The sequence below is a fragment of the Mesorhizobium sp. M6A.T.Cr.TU.014.01.1.1 genome (genome assembly GCF_004022765.1).
GTDB classification, from domain to species: domain Bacteria; phylum Pseudomonadota; class Alphaproteobacteria; order Rhizobiales; family Rhizobiaceae; genus Mesorhizobium; species Mesorhizobium mediterraneum.
Genome location: NZ_RZPG01000012.1, coordinates 1 through 14134 on the forward strand (window position 1 = coordinate 1; position 14134 = coordinate 14134).

Here is a 14134-nt window from a genome sequence, read left to right on the forward strand (position 1 = left end):
TAGCGGCTGGCTAGCCTGCCCGCCGGCCTATCGCCACCGCATCAGGGTCGCCCACAAGATGATGACCGGCGGCCTCGCCTTCCTGCTGGCAGAGGTGGGCAGCCGGCTGGTGCTGTCCGGCCAGGCCAGCGAGATGCGCAAACGCAGCATTGCCGAAATCAGCGCGCGCATAGGGATCGTTCGCGAGACACTCGACGGCTTCGACTTCAAGGCGTTGGATAACGTGCCGTTCGTTTGGCTCACTTTGCCCGATCCATGGCTTTCCGGCACCTTCAAGCAAGCCTGCCTCGAGCATGGCGTGCTGATCGACGATGAGGACGAGTTCAAGGCGGGGCGCTCCGAACAGGTTTTCCATGGCGTCCGCTTTGGCGTGTCACAGCCCGAACGGCGAGAGGACTTAGCGCATGGTCTCGCGGTGATCAGGCGGCTTCTGGACGAAGGCCGTGCCGGCTACGACAGTTTCTCCTGAACCGGCTTGAAACAGGCGGGTCGAGTGGCGATCTTTCGCTACTTGCTGCCCCTGTGGCTATTCATCGTTTTCGTCGCTTGATGGGGTGTATCGGCTGCAAAGCTTGCGATAAGACGGGACTCGATCCCAAGGATATAAATTTCCGCCCATGACCATTTCCAATTCCGCCCCGATCACTCCGGAACTTATTGCCGCGCACGGGCTGAAGCCCGACGAATATCAGCGCATCCTCGACCTGGTCGGTCGCGAACCGAGCTTCACCGAGCTTGGCATCTTCTCGGCGATGTGGAACGAGCACTGCTCCTACAAATCCTCGAAGAAGTGGCTGCGCACGCTGCCCACCACCGGGCCGCGGGTCATCCAGGGTCCGGGCGAAAATGCCGGTGTGGTCGATATCGGCGACGGCGACTGCGTCGTCTTCAAGATGGAGAGCCACAACCACCCCTCCTATATCGAACCCTATCAGGGGGCGGCGACCGGCGTCGGCGGCATCCTGCGCGATGTCTTCACCATGGGCGCGCGGCCGATCGCAGCGATGAACGCGCTGCGCTTCGGTGCGCCGGACCATCCCAAGACCAAACATCTGGTTGCCGGTGTCGTTTCCGGTGTCGGCGGTTACGGCAATTCCTTCGGCGTGCCGACAGTCGGCGGCGAGGTCAATTTCGACGCGCGCTACAATGGCAATATCCTGGTCAACGCCTTCGCGGCGGGGCTCGCCAAGACCGATGCCATCTTCCTGTCGGAAGCCAAGGGCGTCGGCCTCCCGGTCGTCTATCTCGGCGCCAAGACCGGCCGCGATGGTGTCGGCGGCGCGACCATGGCCTCGGCCGAGTTCGACGACAAGATCGACGAGAAGCGGCCCACCGTTCAGGTCGGTGACCCCTTCACTGAAAAATGCCTGCTCGAAGCCTGCCTCGAGCTGATGGCGTCCGGCGCCGTCATCGCCATCCAGGACATGGGGGCCGCCGGCCTCACCTGCTCGGCGGTCGAAATGGGCGCCAAGGGCGACCTCGGCATCGAGCTCGACCTCGACAAGGTGCCGGTGCGCGAGGAGCGCATGAGCGCCTATGAGATGATGCTGTCGGAGAGCCAGGAGCGCATGCTGATGGTGCTGCGCCCCGAAAAGGAAAAGGAAGCCGAGGCGATCTTCCACAAATGGGGCCTCGACTTCGCCATTGTCGGCAAGACCACCGACGATCTGCGCTTTCGCGTGCTGCACCAGGGCGATGAGGTCGCCAATCTGCCGATCAAGGACCTTGGCGACCAGGCGCCGGAATATGACCGTCCCTGGACCGAGCCGAAGAAGCCGGCGCCCCTGGCAGCCAGCGATGCACCACAAGCGGATGTCGCCGAGGCTTTGCTGAAACTGCTCGGCGGACCCGACCTGTCCTCGCGCCGCTGGGTATGGGAGCAGTACGACACGCTGATCCAGGGCAATTCGCTGCAGCTTCCGGGCGGCGATGCCGGCGTGGTGCGTGTCGAGGGTCATCCGACCAAGGCGCTCGCCTTCTCCTCCGACGTCACGCCGCGCTATTGCGAGGCCGACCCTTATGAGGGCGGCAAGCAGGCGGTCGCTGAATGCTGGCGCAACCTTACCGCCACTGGCGCCCTGCCGCTCGCCGCGACCGACAACCTGAATTTCGGCAATCCGGAACGGCCCGAGATCATGGGCCAATTGGTCGGCGCCGTGAAAGGCATCGGCGATGCCTGCCGCGCGCTCGGCTTTCCGATCGTCTCCGGCAATGTCTCGCTCTACAACGAAACCAACGGGCAAGGCATCTTGCCGACGCCGACCATCGGCGGCGTTGGACTGATCGCCGACTGGTCCAAAATGACGCGGATCGGCTTTGCCGCCGAGGGCCAGATGATCCTACTGGTCGGCGCGCCGTCCATGTGGGGAACGCATCTCGCCCAGTCGGCCTATATGCGCGACATCCATGGCCGCACCGACGGCCCGCCGCCGCCGGTCGACCTCGACCATGAAAAGCGCGTCGGCGACCATGTGCGCGCCCTGATCGCCTCCGGCGTCGTTACCGCAGCACACGATGTCTCCGACGGCGGCATTGCGGTCGCGCTGGCTGAGATGGCGATGGCGTCCGGTATTGGCGCGACCGTCCCCGGCCTGGTCGGGGCCGATCCGATCCCGGTCTGGTTCGGCGAGGATCAGGGCCGCTATCTCTTGACGCTGTCGATCGATCCGCAAAGCAAGGAATGGGACGCTATTCGCGAAGAGCAGAGCAAGCTCGGTATCTTCGCGCCGTGGATCGGCTCGACCGGCGGTAGTGACCTGAAACTCGGCGAGGCACGGGCGATCCCAGTCGGAGAATTGACCGCTGCCCACGAATCCTGGTTTCCTCGCTTCATGGCAAATGAGGTCGTCGACCCGTGATATGATCGAGTGGGGCCGTTTCGGTGTGGTTCATCCGCCATTTCGATCATATCTATGAGATCACGACCTGAACAAGGAATCCTCGTATGGCAATGGACGCGCACGACATCGAACGGCTGATCAAGGAAGGCATTCCGGACGCCAAGGTGACGATTCGCGACCTGGCTGGCGACGGCGACCACTATGCGGCCGAGGTGGTGGCCGAGAGCTTTCGCGGAAAAAGCCGCGTCCAGCAGCATCAGATGGTCTACGACGCGCTGAAGGGCAATATGGGCGGCGTGCTGCACGCGCTCGCCCTGCAGACCAGCGTGCCGGACTGAGTTTCCGCGTCCAACCCCTTCGTCACCTTTTCGCTGAGACGGCAATGATCGGCCCTGCCGGATAGCTTCCGCCGACGATCATCCTCTCGCCATTCGACAGCGCCGAAACCACGCCGTCGACGAAAAGCGCGTTGGGGCAATCTAGCTCGTCGCGGAACAGGCGTGCAAAGCTGCCGAGACTGACTTGCGAGCGCGAGATCGCCAGCACCACCGTGTTTTCGTCACGCACGCCGACGCCGTTGCGGATGTAACGCGACGTGCCGTTCGCCTCGAAGCGGGGATGGAGCCGGCTGTCGATCACCAGCATCGGGCCGGACTGCGTGGCGAACGCCACGTCCGGCTTTGCGGCGGCATAGGCGTTCGTTTCCATGATCGCCGCCTTGCCGTCCTTGCGGATCAGGAACACGCCGTTTGGCTTCAGGAAGAAATTGCCTTCGCCAACAGCGAGGTTGAGCGGCGTCATCTCGCGACCATTTTCGACGAGAAGGCCGACCGGCGTCAGATCCTCATGATACATGCCGGCATTCATGGCGAGCAGCACCGGCCTGCCCTCGCCCGACATCGCCTTGTCGAACTTTTCCAGCGAACCGAAGGCCCTGCCGTCGTCGCCGGCGTGGAAGACAGCGACGTCGTAGCTGCGAAGATCGATCTCGCAGACGATGTAGGGAACCGCCTCGAAGCTGAAATCCCGGCATGGTCCGGGCAGTTCGCCGCCGACGGTGACAGGCGGGTGCTCCAACGGCCTGAACCACCAGATCAGGGCCAGTGCGACAAGCAGAACACCAATCAGGATCGCCGCGCTATGTCGCCTTTTCATCGCTTCCCGGGGAAATAGCTGGCCGATGCTCTTGGCCCAATATCAAGCCATCCTTTGCGCCATTTGCCTGACGAGGCGGCAAACGTCTTGTTTCAGGCAACCTATGGGTTTATTTGAAGGGATATGTTTCGAGCCCGACTCCCGCGGGCATGAAAGGATTCTCTATGAGCGGTATCAACGACTACATCGACAGCGAAGTGAAGGGCAACGACGTCGTCCTTTTCATGAAGGGCACGCCCGGTTTCCCGCAATGCGGATTTTCCGGTCAAGTCGTGCAGATCCTCGACTACATCGGGGCCGACTACAAGGGCGTGGACGTGCTGACCTCGGCCGATCTGCGGCAAGGTATCAAGGAATACTCCAACTGGCCGACCATCCCTCAGCTCTACGTCAAGGGTGAGTTCGTCGGCGGCTGCGACATCATCCGCGAGATGTTCCAGGCGGGCGAGCTGCAGACGTTCCTCGTCGAAAAGGGCGTGAGCGTCAAAGGCGCCGCCTGAATTCTGTTTGCGCATGATCCTTTCCGAAAATCGGTCCCGGTTTTCGGGGTCATGCGCTAAACGCCGGGCCAGCCCCCACCTCGGTAAACTGACTACCTCCCCGCTATCGGGGCACAAGACGAATGAATGCGCCGGCGCGCCGGCGCTTTTTCGTTTGAAGATCGGACTTTGCCGTGGATCAGCATGCACAAGCGCCGCAACGGGCAAGCACCTTGCCTATTCCGCGCTGGGAATTCATCGCATTGTGCGCGGCATTGATGGCGCTCAACTCGCTGGCCATCGACATCATGCTGCCGGCGCTGCAGCAAATCGGCGCCTCGCTGGGCGTGGAGAATGAAAACCACCGCCAATATGTGATTGCCGCCTACATCCTGGGTTTTGGCGGCGGGCAGCTTTTCTTCGGACCGATCTCTGACCGTTTTGGACGCCGTGCTCCACTCGTCGTCGGACTGGTGATCTACGTCGCAGCGGCGGCTGCCGCGGCTATCGCCCCGTCATTCGCTATTCTTCTTCTGTGCAGGCTGGTGCAAGGCATTGGTGCGGCCGCCACGCGCGTCATCGCCGTCTCGATCGTGCGCGACACGTTCGAAGGCCGGCGCATGGCTGAGGTGATGTCGCTGATCTTCATGGTGTTCATGGCCATTCCGGTGGTGGCGCCAGGCATCGGTCAGTTCATCATGCTGTTTGCTTCCTGGCACTGGATCTTCATCACCATGGCGGCAGGCGCGCTGATCGTCTCGGCCTGGTCGCTGCTGCGGCTGCCGGAAACGCTGCATCCCGAATATCGCCGGCCGCTGACGGCATCATCCGTCCTTGGCGGTTTCCGCATCGTGCTGACCAATCGCATCGCGCTCTGCTACGCCTTTGCCAGCACCTTCATCTTCGCCGCCATGTTCGGCTTCATCAATTCGGCGCAGCAGATTTATGTCGGCGTCTTCGGCGTCGGCGAGATGTTCCCGGTGATTTTCGCAGGGATAGCCGGCGTGCTCGCCTTTTCGAACTATCTGAATTCGCGCCTTGTCGGCCGAATCGGCATGCGCCGCCTGTCGCAGAGCGCGCTGCTGCTTTTCCTGGTGATCAGCTTTGCGTGGCTGGTGGTGTCACTGGAAATGAAGATGCCGCTCTGGCTCTTCATCACCTTCTTTGCCGGCGCCATGCTCCCGTTCGGCGCGCTGGGCGCGAATTTCAACGCGCTCGCCATGGAGCCGCTCGGCCAACTGGCCGGCACGGCATCGTCCATTCTGGGATTCATGCAGACCTTCCTCGGCGGCCTGCTCGGCACGCTGATCGGCCAAGCCTTCAACGGCACGGTGACGCCCTTGGCCGCCGGATTCTGCAGCGTGTCGCTTGGCGCATTGGTGATGGTGCTGATCGCGGAGCGCGGCAAATTCTTCCAGCCGCAGAACCCGCCGGTCTAGGTTCGAAACCCAATTGTGGTTGTCAATCGCGCCGGTAAATGGATATCTCAGGTGGCTACCTGGATTTCCGTCTTCACGGAATTGGCAATGAAGCACTGTTCATGCGCCGAGTGGTGCAGTTTCGCTTCTGTCGCGGCGGTTGGCGTTTCCCCGGCGTAGACAATAGTCGGATTGAGGTCAACGCGGCTGACTACCAATCGTCCGTCCACCTTCTCCATCATGCCGACCGCCTTGTCGGTATAGCTCTCCACGACGATCCCCCGGGGCGCCGCGATCGAAGAGAAAGGTCAACATGTGGCAGCTGGAAATCGCCGCGATGTAAGCCTCCTCTGGATCGACGTTGGCTTCCACTGAATAAGGAAGCGGAACGATATGCGGCGAAGCGGATGCCAGCACCACCTGGCCTCCGTCGAAGCGCCAGATGTGCGCGCGGCTGTAGCGCTTGTCGGTGAATACCGCTCCTTCTCGCTCCCAGTGCACTTCGACGGTCATTTTCATGATTGATCCTTTGTCGGAACGGAAAGAAGTCTTGCAGTCGTCTGGGTCAGATGGCAGCGAAGATGCTGCGCCGCAGCGTCGAAATCGCGCCTCGCACAAGCGGCAACGATCGCCGCGTGTTCCTCGAAGAAATCAATTCGCTCCTGGGCGCCACGCTCTTGGTGAAGGGTTGCCCGCCGGGATTCTCGTCGAAGGTCTCCGATGGTCTTAAGCAATCGAGAATTCGTGCAACCGCTGTACAGGGCTAGGTGAAACTGTTGGTCGAGCTCCAGAATCCGTGACGGATCGTACTCCGCGAACAGCTCGTCATTGAGCCTCTCAGCCTTACGCAAAGCGGAAGGCTGAAGCCCCGGCACCGACTGCTCCAAGGCAGCGACCTCCAAAATAGACCGAACTTCGCAAAGTTCAGTCGCCTCCCGTACTGAGAGGATCGCTACCGCCAGGCTTCGATCGGGACGCCGCACGGCCAAGCCACTCCCGAGTAACCGGTCCAAGGCCTGCCGGACGGGCTGGCGGCTAACCCCGAAACGCTCCGCGATCGATTCCTGCTTGAGAACGGAGCCCGGTGCCAATTCACCTGACTCAATCTCGTCTTTGAGTTCGCTAAAGATCGACTTTGGATCCATGGATCCAAAGTACGATGCCCCGGCGAAGTTGGTCAAGCCCTATTCACAATAGTCCTCCTGGGATTGCGGCGTCCCGCCCTTCTGCCTCGGCTCAAGAAACGAAATGACCAAGGGCCGTTGCGCCGATGCACTAATGCACATTGCCGGACGCGCTTTAGGATGCACGCCCACTCGCCGCTGTGAAGCGAGGGAACAGCGTGCGCCCTGCGATCGCTCCACCCATGCTGTCCGAAACGGGCAGTGGCAGAGCCTTGTCGAGAGCATCAAGGACGGAAGCCACGAAGGCCCGGTTGAGGGCGCCATCATTACCTAGACGGGAGTAAGTGGCGCGAGGCTTGCCGATAAGTGTGCCGTTTCGGCGAATTGAGAACTGCAGCGTCAGGGTCATGCCCGCGGTTCCGGGCGGTGGCTCCCAACAGGCGAAGATCGCGGAGAACATCTCGTTTATGGTGTCGATGGGAGCGGGACTGCGACATGCGCGTTCCTGCGATCTTGCCTCGTTCGGGCCGGCAACCAAGGCGAAGACAACGGCCAGTGCGCCAATTGCGGGCCGAGGTTTCATATTGGGTCTCCGGTTTCGCGCGAGCAAATATAATTAACGAGCTTCGCATGAACCCTTTCAGACGCAACGCGCTTTTAGTGGCGCACCATCCCGGCGTCGACATTCAACGTCTGGCCGGTGATCCAGCGCGCGTCATCGGAGGCCAGGAACGACACCACATCGGCGATATGTTCCGGCTGCCCTTTGCCTTTCATCGCCTGCAGCATCTCGACGAAGCCGAACGCCTCGTTGTGCGGGCTGGCCTTGACGCCATCGCTCTCGATCAGGCCCGGCGTCACCGCGTTGGCGGTGATGTTGTATTTGCCGAGTTCTGTGGCCATCGCCCTGGTGAAGCCTATGACGCCGCCCTTGGCCGCGACATAGGCTGCCATGTTCGGCGTGCCAGCAAAGAAAGTGTTGGAGGCGATGCTTATCACCCGGCCGGCCTTGCCCGCTGCACGCATCTGGTCCGTTCCTGCGCGGCTGACGATGAAGGTGCCGGTCAGATTGACGTCGATGATCTTGCGCCAATGGTCGAGATCGACATCGTCCCAGGCGACGAACGGCACGATGCTGGCATTGTTGACCAGAATATCGATGCCCCCGGTCAGCGCCTGGATCTCGGCGAAGAGCGCCTTGACGGGTGCAGGGTCGGAGATGTCGGCGGCAATCGCCTTCGCTTTTCCGCCGATCGACGCGGCCGCCGTTTCGGCGCCTTTCGCGTTGATGTCGCTGACAATGACCATCGCGCCATCGGCGGCCAAGCGCGCGGCGATAGCCTTTCCGATGCCTTGCGCGGCCCCGGTAACCAGGGCCGTCTTTCCCGCCAGTCGTTCAGTCATGACAACGCTCCCTCAATTTGTGATCTGGTGATTTTCTGGTTCATGTGTCGGCGTCGATAACGGCCAGCGCCGCGTCGATGCCTTTGCCGACCGCGAGTTTCTGGCCCAAGGAATTCATCGCGCCGCCAAGTGCCATCAGCGCCGCGACCGCATAGATCGGCTGGGCGGTCGGGCCCATATGGCCGATGCGTGTCAGCTTGCCCAATGTTTCGCCGCGGCCAGATGAAAACACCACGCCGTAACGAGCGCGCGCGGCCTGGCGAACCGCCGTCTCGTCGATGCCTTCTGGCGTCCGGACGGCGGTCGTGGTCGGCGACGCGATATTGTCGCTTGCGGCCCAGATCGACAGGCCCATGGCAGCGACACCCGCCCGCATGGCCTTGGCGGTGAGCGCGTGACGCGCCCACACCGCCTCCGCTCCCTCATTGAGGTAGAGGTCGAGCGCGACGTCGAGCCCGTTCATCTCCGCGACGGACGGCGTGAACGGAAACGGCTTGTCCTTCGACCACGCATGCTCCCAGTCGACAATGCTGAGCATCGACGCGCTCGGCGCCAGCGGGTTTGCCTTCATCTTGGCCCACGCCCGCTCGCTGACACCCATCATCGTGAGGCCCGGAGGCGCACCCAGGCATTTGTTCGGGCCGGTGACGTAGATATCGGCCTTGCATTCCTCTGGATGCGTCCTCATGCCGCCGAAGGACGAAACGGCATCGACGATCAGATAGGCGCCGTGCGCCGAAACCAGCGCGCCGATCGCGTCGATCGGATTGATAGTGCCGGACGGCGTGTCGTGGTGGCAGACGGAAACGACGGTGATTTCCGGATGCGCTTCCAGCATTGCCGCAACCGCCTGCGGGTCGATCGCCTCGTTGTAGGGCACCTCGATTTCGATGAGATGCGGCGAATAGCGCTTCGCCCAATAGCCAAATCCCTTGCCGTAGACACCGGAAGCAAGGTTGAGCACGACGTCGTCCGGCGTGATCAGGGAAGCTGCGGCCGCCTCCAGGCCAAGCACCGGCTCGCCATGAAGAATGACCGGCTTATTCGACAGCCGCATCGCCTTCTGCGCCTTGTCGACCACACGCTCGTAAAAGAGCTGGAACGCCGGGTCGTAATCGTAGAGCACCGTGCGGCCGAGGCCGCGCAGCACGTCGGGATAGGCGTTTACCGGCCCCGCTGTGAGCGTGATGACCGGTTCGGCGTGTTCGAAATAGCGCATGATCTTGTCTCCGGTCGGTGGCGATCAGCCGTAGAATTGCGTGCCGGTCCGATAGGTTTTGAAGTTTTCCATGTCGTGCGAATACATCAGCTCGGCGCCATAATCCTCGGCCAGCTTCTTCACCTTGCGCATCGAGTTGACGCCCGCCACCGGGTCGATGTGGAAGGCCGCCTGGCACAGCGTTTCAAGGCTCTTCTGCGTGTAGGCCGCGTCGATGGTGAACATGATCGGCTTGCGCTTGGGAAACTCGACCAGCAGGCTGTAATGGCCGATCGAATGACCCGGCGTCGAGATCAGCTTGACGCCCCTGGCAAGCTCGACGTCGCCCTCTATGCCTTCGAAGATCGAGTTGGCCCGCGTCGTGCCCTCCAGCAATTGCGCAGTCGCGCCACGCGCTTCGGCGGCCTCCGCCGAAAAGCTCAGATCGGAATAGCCGAGATGCTCGAAAGGCTGGGGGTTGCAGGCCTGCGGCACCTCGGTCCGGTGGCAGATCTTCTTGGCATGCGGAAAATACTTGTTGCCGCCGCAATGGTCGAAATGGAAATGCGAGTTGACGACGACGTCGATATCCTTCGGCTCTAGGCCGAGCAGCGCCAGGGCGCCGGGAATGGTCTGGTGCTTTTCCTGGATCGGCTTTTCGAAAGGCAGCACCTTCATAACGTGATCGTAGTCATAGCCGGTGTCGATGAGAAACCGGCCCTCAGCATGCTCGATCAGGATCGAATAGACGGGAAAGCGAACTTCGCCACCGGGGCCGCGATTCCAGAACACGTGATAGCCGTCGAGAACGAGCGAGCCGCCGTCGAGCAGGTAGACCTTGGTATCCGACATTTTTTGTCTCCTCTTTTGGCGCGGGTCCCGTCCGCGCGTGAACCTGTGATCAGCGCGCCCCGCGCTCGTATGGAATGCCGAGCGCCGCCGGCAGGCTGGCCCGCCGGCCAAACAGCACCAGCATGACCATCACCGCAAGGAACGGCAGCATCTGGATGACGTCGGTCGGTATGTTGATGCCGGCCACCTGCATGGCCGTCGTCAGCGACAGGCAGACGCCGAACAGCAAGGCGCCGAACAGCACCCAGACCGGCCGGCCGCGCGCCAGCATGGCCAGCACTATGCCGAGAAAGCCCGCGCCATTGGTGATGAAAGGAATGAACAGGCCGGCCCCGACATTGGCAAGATAGGCGCCGCCAAGCCCGGCCAGCGCTCCGGTCGTCAGCACGGCGACGGTGCGGGTTCGCACGACGTCGATGCCGGCAACGTCAAGGGCTGCCGGCTTGTCGCCGGCAGCCTGCAGGTTGAGGCCGAGCTGCGTGCGCCGGTAGATGTAGCCCATGGCGAAAACCAGCGCGACCGCCAGATAGACGATGAGATGCTGCCTGAACAGCGCCGGCCCGATGACCGGAATGTCCGACAGCAACGGAATGACCGTCACGTCCACCGCCGGCAAGCGGGGATAGCTGCGCGAGAACTGGAAATGGTGGAGCAGTGCCGTCAGGCCCTCAAGCCCCAGGGTCAGCGCGATGCCGATGACGATCTGGTTCAGCCCGATGCGCACGCAAAGCAGCGCCATGACCAGCGCCACCGCGACACCGCCGCCGGCGCCAGTGAGAAAGCCCAGCCACAGCGACCCGGAATAAAAGGCGCCGACGAAACCGAGATAGGCGCCGGCCAGCATCATGCCCTCGATGCCGATGTTGAGCACCCCGGCCTTTTCCGACATCTGTTCGCCGAGGCCGGCCAGCAGCAGAGGGATCGCCGCGGTGACCGCGCCGAACAAAAGCGCGCTGAGAAAGACTTCGCTGAACAGCCCGGTCATGGCTTCAGGCCTTTCGCGACTGGTTATAGCGGTGATCAATGTATTCGGCGAGCGCGAGCACGATCAGCACGATGGAGACGAGCACCAGCGTGAAATGGTTGGGCACGCCGAGCCGGCGGGCCGCGCTCTCGCCGCCGATCGACAGCACCGAAAGCAGGAACACGAAACCGATCGCGGCAAAGCCGTTCATGCGGGCGAGGAACACGACGGGGATGACAGCCAGCCCGTAAGCGGGGTTCCAGTCCGCGCGCACATTGCCCTGGACGCCGAGGATATCGACAGCGCCGGCAAGACCGGCCAGCCCGGCCGAAATGGCGAAGACGGCAATGGTGAGCTTCGGCACGCCGAGCCCCGCATGGATGGCCGCGCGTGGGTTAGCCCCGACGATCCTCAACTTCAGGCCGAAGGCCGTGCGCGTCATCACCAGATGCACGGTGATGATCGCCACCAGTCCCAGAAGCAATCCGCTTGTGATGGTCGTGTCGAACAGGCGCGGCAGCCGGTCCTCGACCGGCAAGGTGCGGGTCTGCGGCACGGTTGTGCCCGGATCGCGAAACATCAGCTTGACCAGCACGTTGGCAAGCGAGGTGCCCAGAAACGTCATCATCAGCGTGGTGATGATCTCGTTGACGCCCTGATAGGCGCGCAGCAGCGCCGGCACCAGGGACCAGATCATCGCGACCAACATGGCGATGACGAACGAGCAGATCAGCGCCAGCCAGGCCGGCATGACCTCCACGAGAACCGGAGCGCTGGCCGCCGCCGTTACCGCGCCGAGCAGGAACTGGCCATCGCCGCCGAGATTCCACATGCCAGCGCGAAAAGCCACGATCAGGCCGGCGGCAAGAAACAGCAACGGCGCCATGCGCGTCAGCGTCTGCTGGACGCCGAGCGGCGATAAAAGCCCTCGCTTGAGGACAAAGCCATAATAGGCAAGCGGATCAACGCCGACGGCAAGCAGGATGCAGCCGGCGATGATCAACGCGGCCAGGATCGGGCCGAGGGTCATCAGCAACCGATGCTGGATGTCGCGGCGCGTCGCCATCGCGGCCGTGGCATCGAGGGCGGTTGCGCCGGCGGCTGGGGCGGTGTCGATGCTCATGCGGCAAGCCCGATCATCAAGCGACCGACCCTGGTGCGGGCGTCATCGACATTGTCGACGGTGCCGACGAGCGACCCGTTCGAGATGACGGCGATGCGGTCGCACATGCTGAGCAACTCCTCGAGATCGGTGGAGATGAGCAGTACGGCAAGGCCGCGAGCCGCCGTATCGCGGATTCGCTGGCGCGAGGCCAATGTGTTGGCGAGATCGAGCCCATATGTTGGCTTGTTAAAGATCACCACTTTTGCGCCTTCGGCGAGTTCGCGCGCCAGCAGCACCTTCTGGATATTGCCGCCAGAGAGCCGGGCGACCGGCGTTTTCAGGCTGGGCGTGCGCACGTCGTATTCACGGACGAGCTGGGCCGCGCGCTTGTCGATTTCGGTACGCTGCTCGACGCCTTTGCGCCAGAAAGGCGCCGCGCCGACCTGCTTCAGGAAGAAGTTGATCGAGACCGGGAAGGTGCCGACCGTGCCCTCACCGAGCCGGTCGTCGGTCAGGTAACGAAGGCCTCTCCGGCGGCGTTCGCCGACGCTCAGCGCCTCGATTGGCTCTCCCTGCAGCCGCACCGAACCGCCCACCGTCGCACGCTGGCCGGCCAGCGCCTCCGCCAGTTGCTTCTGGCCATTGCCGTCGATACCGGCGATGCCCAGCAACTCGCCTGGACGGATATCGAACGAAATCGACGACAGGCCCGGCGCATCGTCTGTCGGCGCAACGCCGAGATCATGGACCTGAAGCAACGGAGCCGCTTCGGCGTGGATGGCGCGAACGGGACGCTCGGCCGCTTCCGGGTCATCCTTCTGCTTGCCGAACATCAGTTCGACGATCTCCGAGATGATCGCCTGCTCGCCCAGCGCGCGAAACCGCTCGGGAGGAATTTCGCCGACCTTGCGGCCGAGTTTCAGCACCGAGATGCGATCGCCGAAGGCCGCCGCCTCCTTGAGCTTGTGGGTGATGAAGACGATCGCCAACCCCTGCCCGACCAGGCGGCGCATCAGCGCGCCCAGCTCATCGATGCCTTTCGGCGTCAGCATCGAGGTCGACTCGTCGAGGATCAGCAGCCGGCTGTTGCGCACCATCGCACGCAGGATCTCGACCTGCTGCTGCTCACCGAGCGAAAGTTCGGACACCTTGGCATGCAGCTTGACCGTGATGCCAAGCGTTCTGGTGATCTCGGCGACGCGCGCTTCCAGCTCTTCGGTCTTGGGGCGCTGCCACCACGGCCCGCCCAGCAACAGGTTTTCCGCGACCGTCAGCGTCGGCACCAGCATCATGTGCTGGAACACGGTTCCGATGCCGAGCGCCAGTGCATGGCGGGGCGAAGTGATCGCGCTCGGCTCGCCGTCGACCAATATGCGCCCCTCGTCCGGCTGCTGCAGGCCCGACAGCATGCCGATCAAGGTGGATTTTCCGGCGCCGTTTTCGCCGAGCAGCACATGCACTTCACCTGGACGGATCGCCAGATCGACGCTGTCGTTGGCGACGACGCCGGGGAACCGTTTGGTCACGCCTTCAAGCGCGACGATGTCGCGCTTAGCGACCGACAATGAGGAAGCACTGCTCATGAAAGCCAAGGC

The 14134-nt window shown here is 62.7% G+C and carries 13 protein-coding genes and 2 pseudogenes; 5 read left to right on the top strand and 10 right to left on the bottom strand.

Going from position 1 to position 14134, the window contains the following annotated elements; genetic code table 11:
- From EN885_RS15185 to EN885_RS15195, 3 genes and pseudogenes are all read left to right on the top strand, one after another.
- Positions 1-469 (top strand): annotated as a pseudogene (locus EN885_RS15185) (PLP-dependent aminotransferase family protein); the annotation flags it as partial.
- Between the two features lie 148 nt (positions 470-617).
- Positions 618-2858, top strand: coding sequence for a phosphoribosylformylglycinamidine synthase subunit PurL (gene purL, locus EN885_RS15190; protein ID WP_128242073.1), 2241 nt, complete (start codon positions 618-620; stop codon positions 2856-2858).
- Between the two features lie 86 nt (positions 2859-2944).
- On the top strand, positions 2945-3178 hold the full coding sequence (locus EN885_RS15195; RefSeq protein WP_023674714.1) for a BolA family transcriptional regulator: 234 nt from the start codon (positions 2945-2947) through the stop codon (positions 3176-3178).
- Between the two features lie 22 nt (positions 3179-3200).
- Here the strand turns inward: EN885_RS15195 and EN885_RS15200 are convergent, their stop codons facing one another.
- On the bottom strand, positions 3201-3995 hold the full coding sequence (locus EN885_RS15200; RefSeq protein WP_128242074.1) for a phosphodiester glycosidase family protein: 795 nt from the start codon (positions 3993-3995) through the stop codon (positions 3201-3203).
- A 164-nt stretch (positions 3996-4159) separates the two neighbouring features.
- Between EN885_RS15200 and grxD the strand changes: the two genes are divergently transcribed.
- Together grxD and EN885_RS15210 are read left to right on the top strand one after the other, a co-directional pair.
- Entirely contained in the window at positions 4160-4495 is a 336-nt protein-coding gene (gene grxD / locus EN885_RS15205; RefSeq protein ID WP_095489571.1) for a Grx4 family monothiol glutaredoxin, read from the top strand.
- A 173-nt stretch (positions 4496-4668) separates the two neighbouring features.
- Positions 4669-5913 carry a multidrug effflux MFS transporter gene (locus EN885_RS15210; RefSeq protein ID WP_128242075.1) on the top strand — a complete coding sequence of 415 codons (1245 nt, stop codon included), beginning with the start codon at positions 4669-4671 and terminating at the stop codon, positions 5911-5913.
- A 47-nt stretch (positions 5914-5960) separates the two neighbouring features.
- Here the strand turns inward: EN885_RS15210 and EN885_RS15215 are convergent.
- The 9 genes and pseudogenes from EN885_RS15215 to EN885_RS15255 all read right to left on the bottom strand — a co-directional run bounded on the left by EN885_RS15215 (position 5961) and on the right by EN885_RS15255 (position 14122).
- A pseudogene (locus EN885_RS15215) lies at positions 5961-6411 on the bottom strand (OsmC family protein).
- Entirely contained in the window at positions 6408-7073 is a 666-nt protein-coding gene (locus tag EN885_RS15220) for a GntR family transcriptional regulator (protein ID WP_245467971.1), read from the bottom strand. Before EN885_RS15220 ends, EN885_RS15215 begins: the two are co-directional and overlap by 4 nt.
- Before the next feature lie 118 nt (positions 7074-7191).
- The gene (locus tag EN885_RS15225; protein ID WP_128242076.1) at positions 7192-7599 is read right to left on the bottom strand and encodes a hypothetical protein; all 408 of its coding nucleotides are present in this window, start codon (positions 7597-7599) and stop codon (positions 7192-7194) included.
- Between the two features lie 74 nt (positions 7600-7673).
- Positions 7674-8420 (bottom strand): SDR family NAD(P)-dependent oxidoreductase, encoded by a 747-nt coding sequence (locus EN885_RS15230; protein ID WP_128242077.1) that lies wholly within the window; start codon positions 8418-8420, stop codon positions 7674-7676.
- 40 nt (positions 8421-8460) lie between these two features.
- A complete protein-coding gene (locus EN885_RS15235) occupies positions 8461-9639 on the bottom strand; it encodes an alanine--glyoxylate aminotransferase family protein (RefSeq protein ID WP_128242078.1) in 1179 nt (392 codons plus the stop codon).
- A 24-nt stretch (positions 9640-9663) separates the two neighbouring features.
- Complete coding sequence (locus tag EN885_RS15240) at positions 9664-10470, bottom strand: 4-pyridoxolactonase (protein ID WP_127290985.1); 807 nt, start codon at positions 10468-10470, stop codon at positions 9664-9666.
- A 49-nt stretch (positions 10471-10519) separates the two neighbouring features.
- Positions 10520-11455: an ABC transporter permease gene (locus EN885_RS15245; protein ID WP_126106810.1), complete on the bottom strand. Its 936-nt coding sequence runs from the start codon at positions 11453-11455 to the stop codon at positions 10520-10522.
- A gap of 4 nt (positions 11456-11459) precedes the next feature.
- Complete coding sequence (locus tag EN885_RS15250; RefSeq protein ID WP_128242079.1) at positions 11460-12557, bottom strand: ABC transporter permease; 1098 nt, start codon at positions 12555-12557, stop codon at positions 11460-11462.
- The gene (locus tag EN885_RS15255; protein ID WP_128242080.1) at positions 12554-14122 is read right to left on the bottom strand and encodes an ABC transporter ATP-binding protein; all 1569 of its coding nucleotides are present in this window, start codon (positions 14120-14122) and stop codon (positions 12554-12556) included. Before EN885_RS15255 ends, EN885_RS15250 begins: the two co-directional genes overlap by 4 nt.
- Positions 14123-14134 lie beyond the last annotated feature (12 nt).

Bases quoted from the DNA above. Each gene is read 5' to 3' on its own strand.
- purL (WP_128242073.1), top strand. From the start codon at position 618: ATGACCATTTCCAATTCCGCCCCGATCACTCCGGAACTTATTGCCGCG.
- EN885_RS15195 (WP_023674714.1), top strand. From the start codon at position 2,945: ATGGCAATGGACGCGCACGACATCGAACGGCTGATCAAGGAAGGCATT.
- EN885_RS15200 (WP_128242074.1), bottom strand. From the start codon at position 3,995: ATGAAAAGGCGACATAGCGCGGCGATCCTGATTGGTGTTCTGCTTGTC.
- grxD (WP_095489571.1), top strand. From the start codon at position 4,160: ATGAGCGGTATCAACGACTACATCGACAGCGAAGTGAAGGGCAACGAC.
- EN885_RS15225 (WP_128242076.1), bottom strand. From the start codon at position 7,599: ATGAAACCTCGGCCCGCAATTGGCGCACTGGCCGTTGTCTTCGCCTTG.
- EN885_RS15230 (WP_128242077.1), bottom strand. From the start codon at position 8,420: ATGACTGAACGACTGGCGGGAAAGACGGCCCTGGTTACCGGGGCCGCG.
- EN885_RS15235 (WP_128242078.1), bottom strand. From the start codon at position 9,639: ATGCGCTATTTCGAACACGCCGAACCGGTCATCACGCTCACAGCGGGG.
- EN885_RS15240 (WP_127290985.1), bottom strand. From the start codon at position 10,470: ATGTCGGATACCAAGGTCTACCTGCTCGACGGCGGCTCGCTCGTTCTC.
- EN885_RS15245 (WP_126106810.1), bottom strand. From the start codon at position 11,455: ATGACCGGGCTGTTCAGCGAAGTCTTTCTCAGCGCGCTTTTGTTCGGC.
- EN885_RS15250 (WP_128242079.1), bottom strand. From the start codon at position 12,557: ATGAGCATCGACACCGCCCCAGCCGCCGGCGCAACCGCCCTCGATGCC.
- EN885_RS15255 (WP_128242080.1), bottom strand. From the start codon at position 14,122: ATGAGCAGTGCTTCCTCATTGTCGGTCGCTAAGCGCGACATCGTCGCG.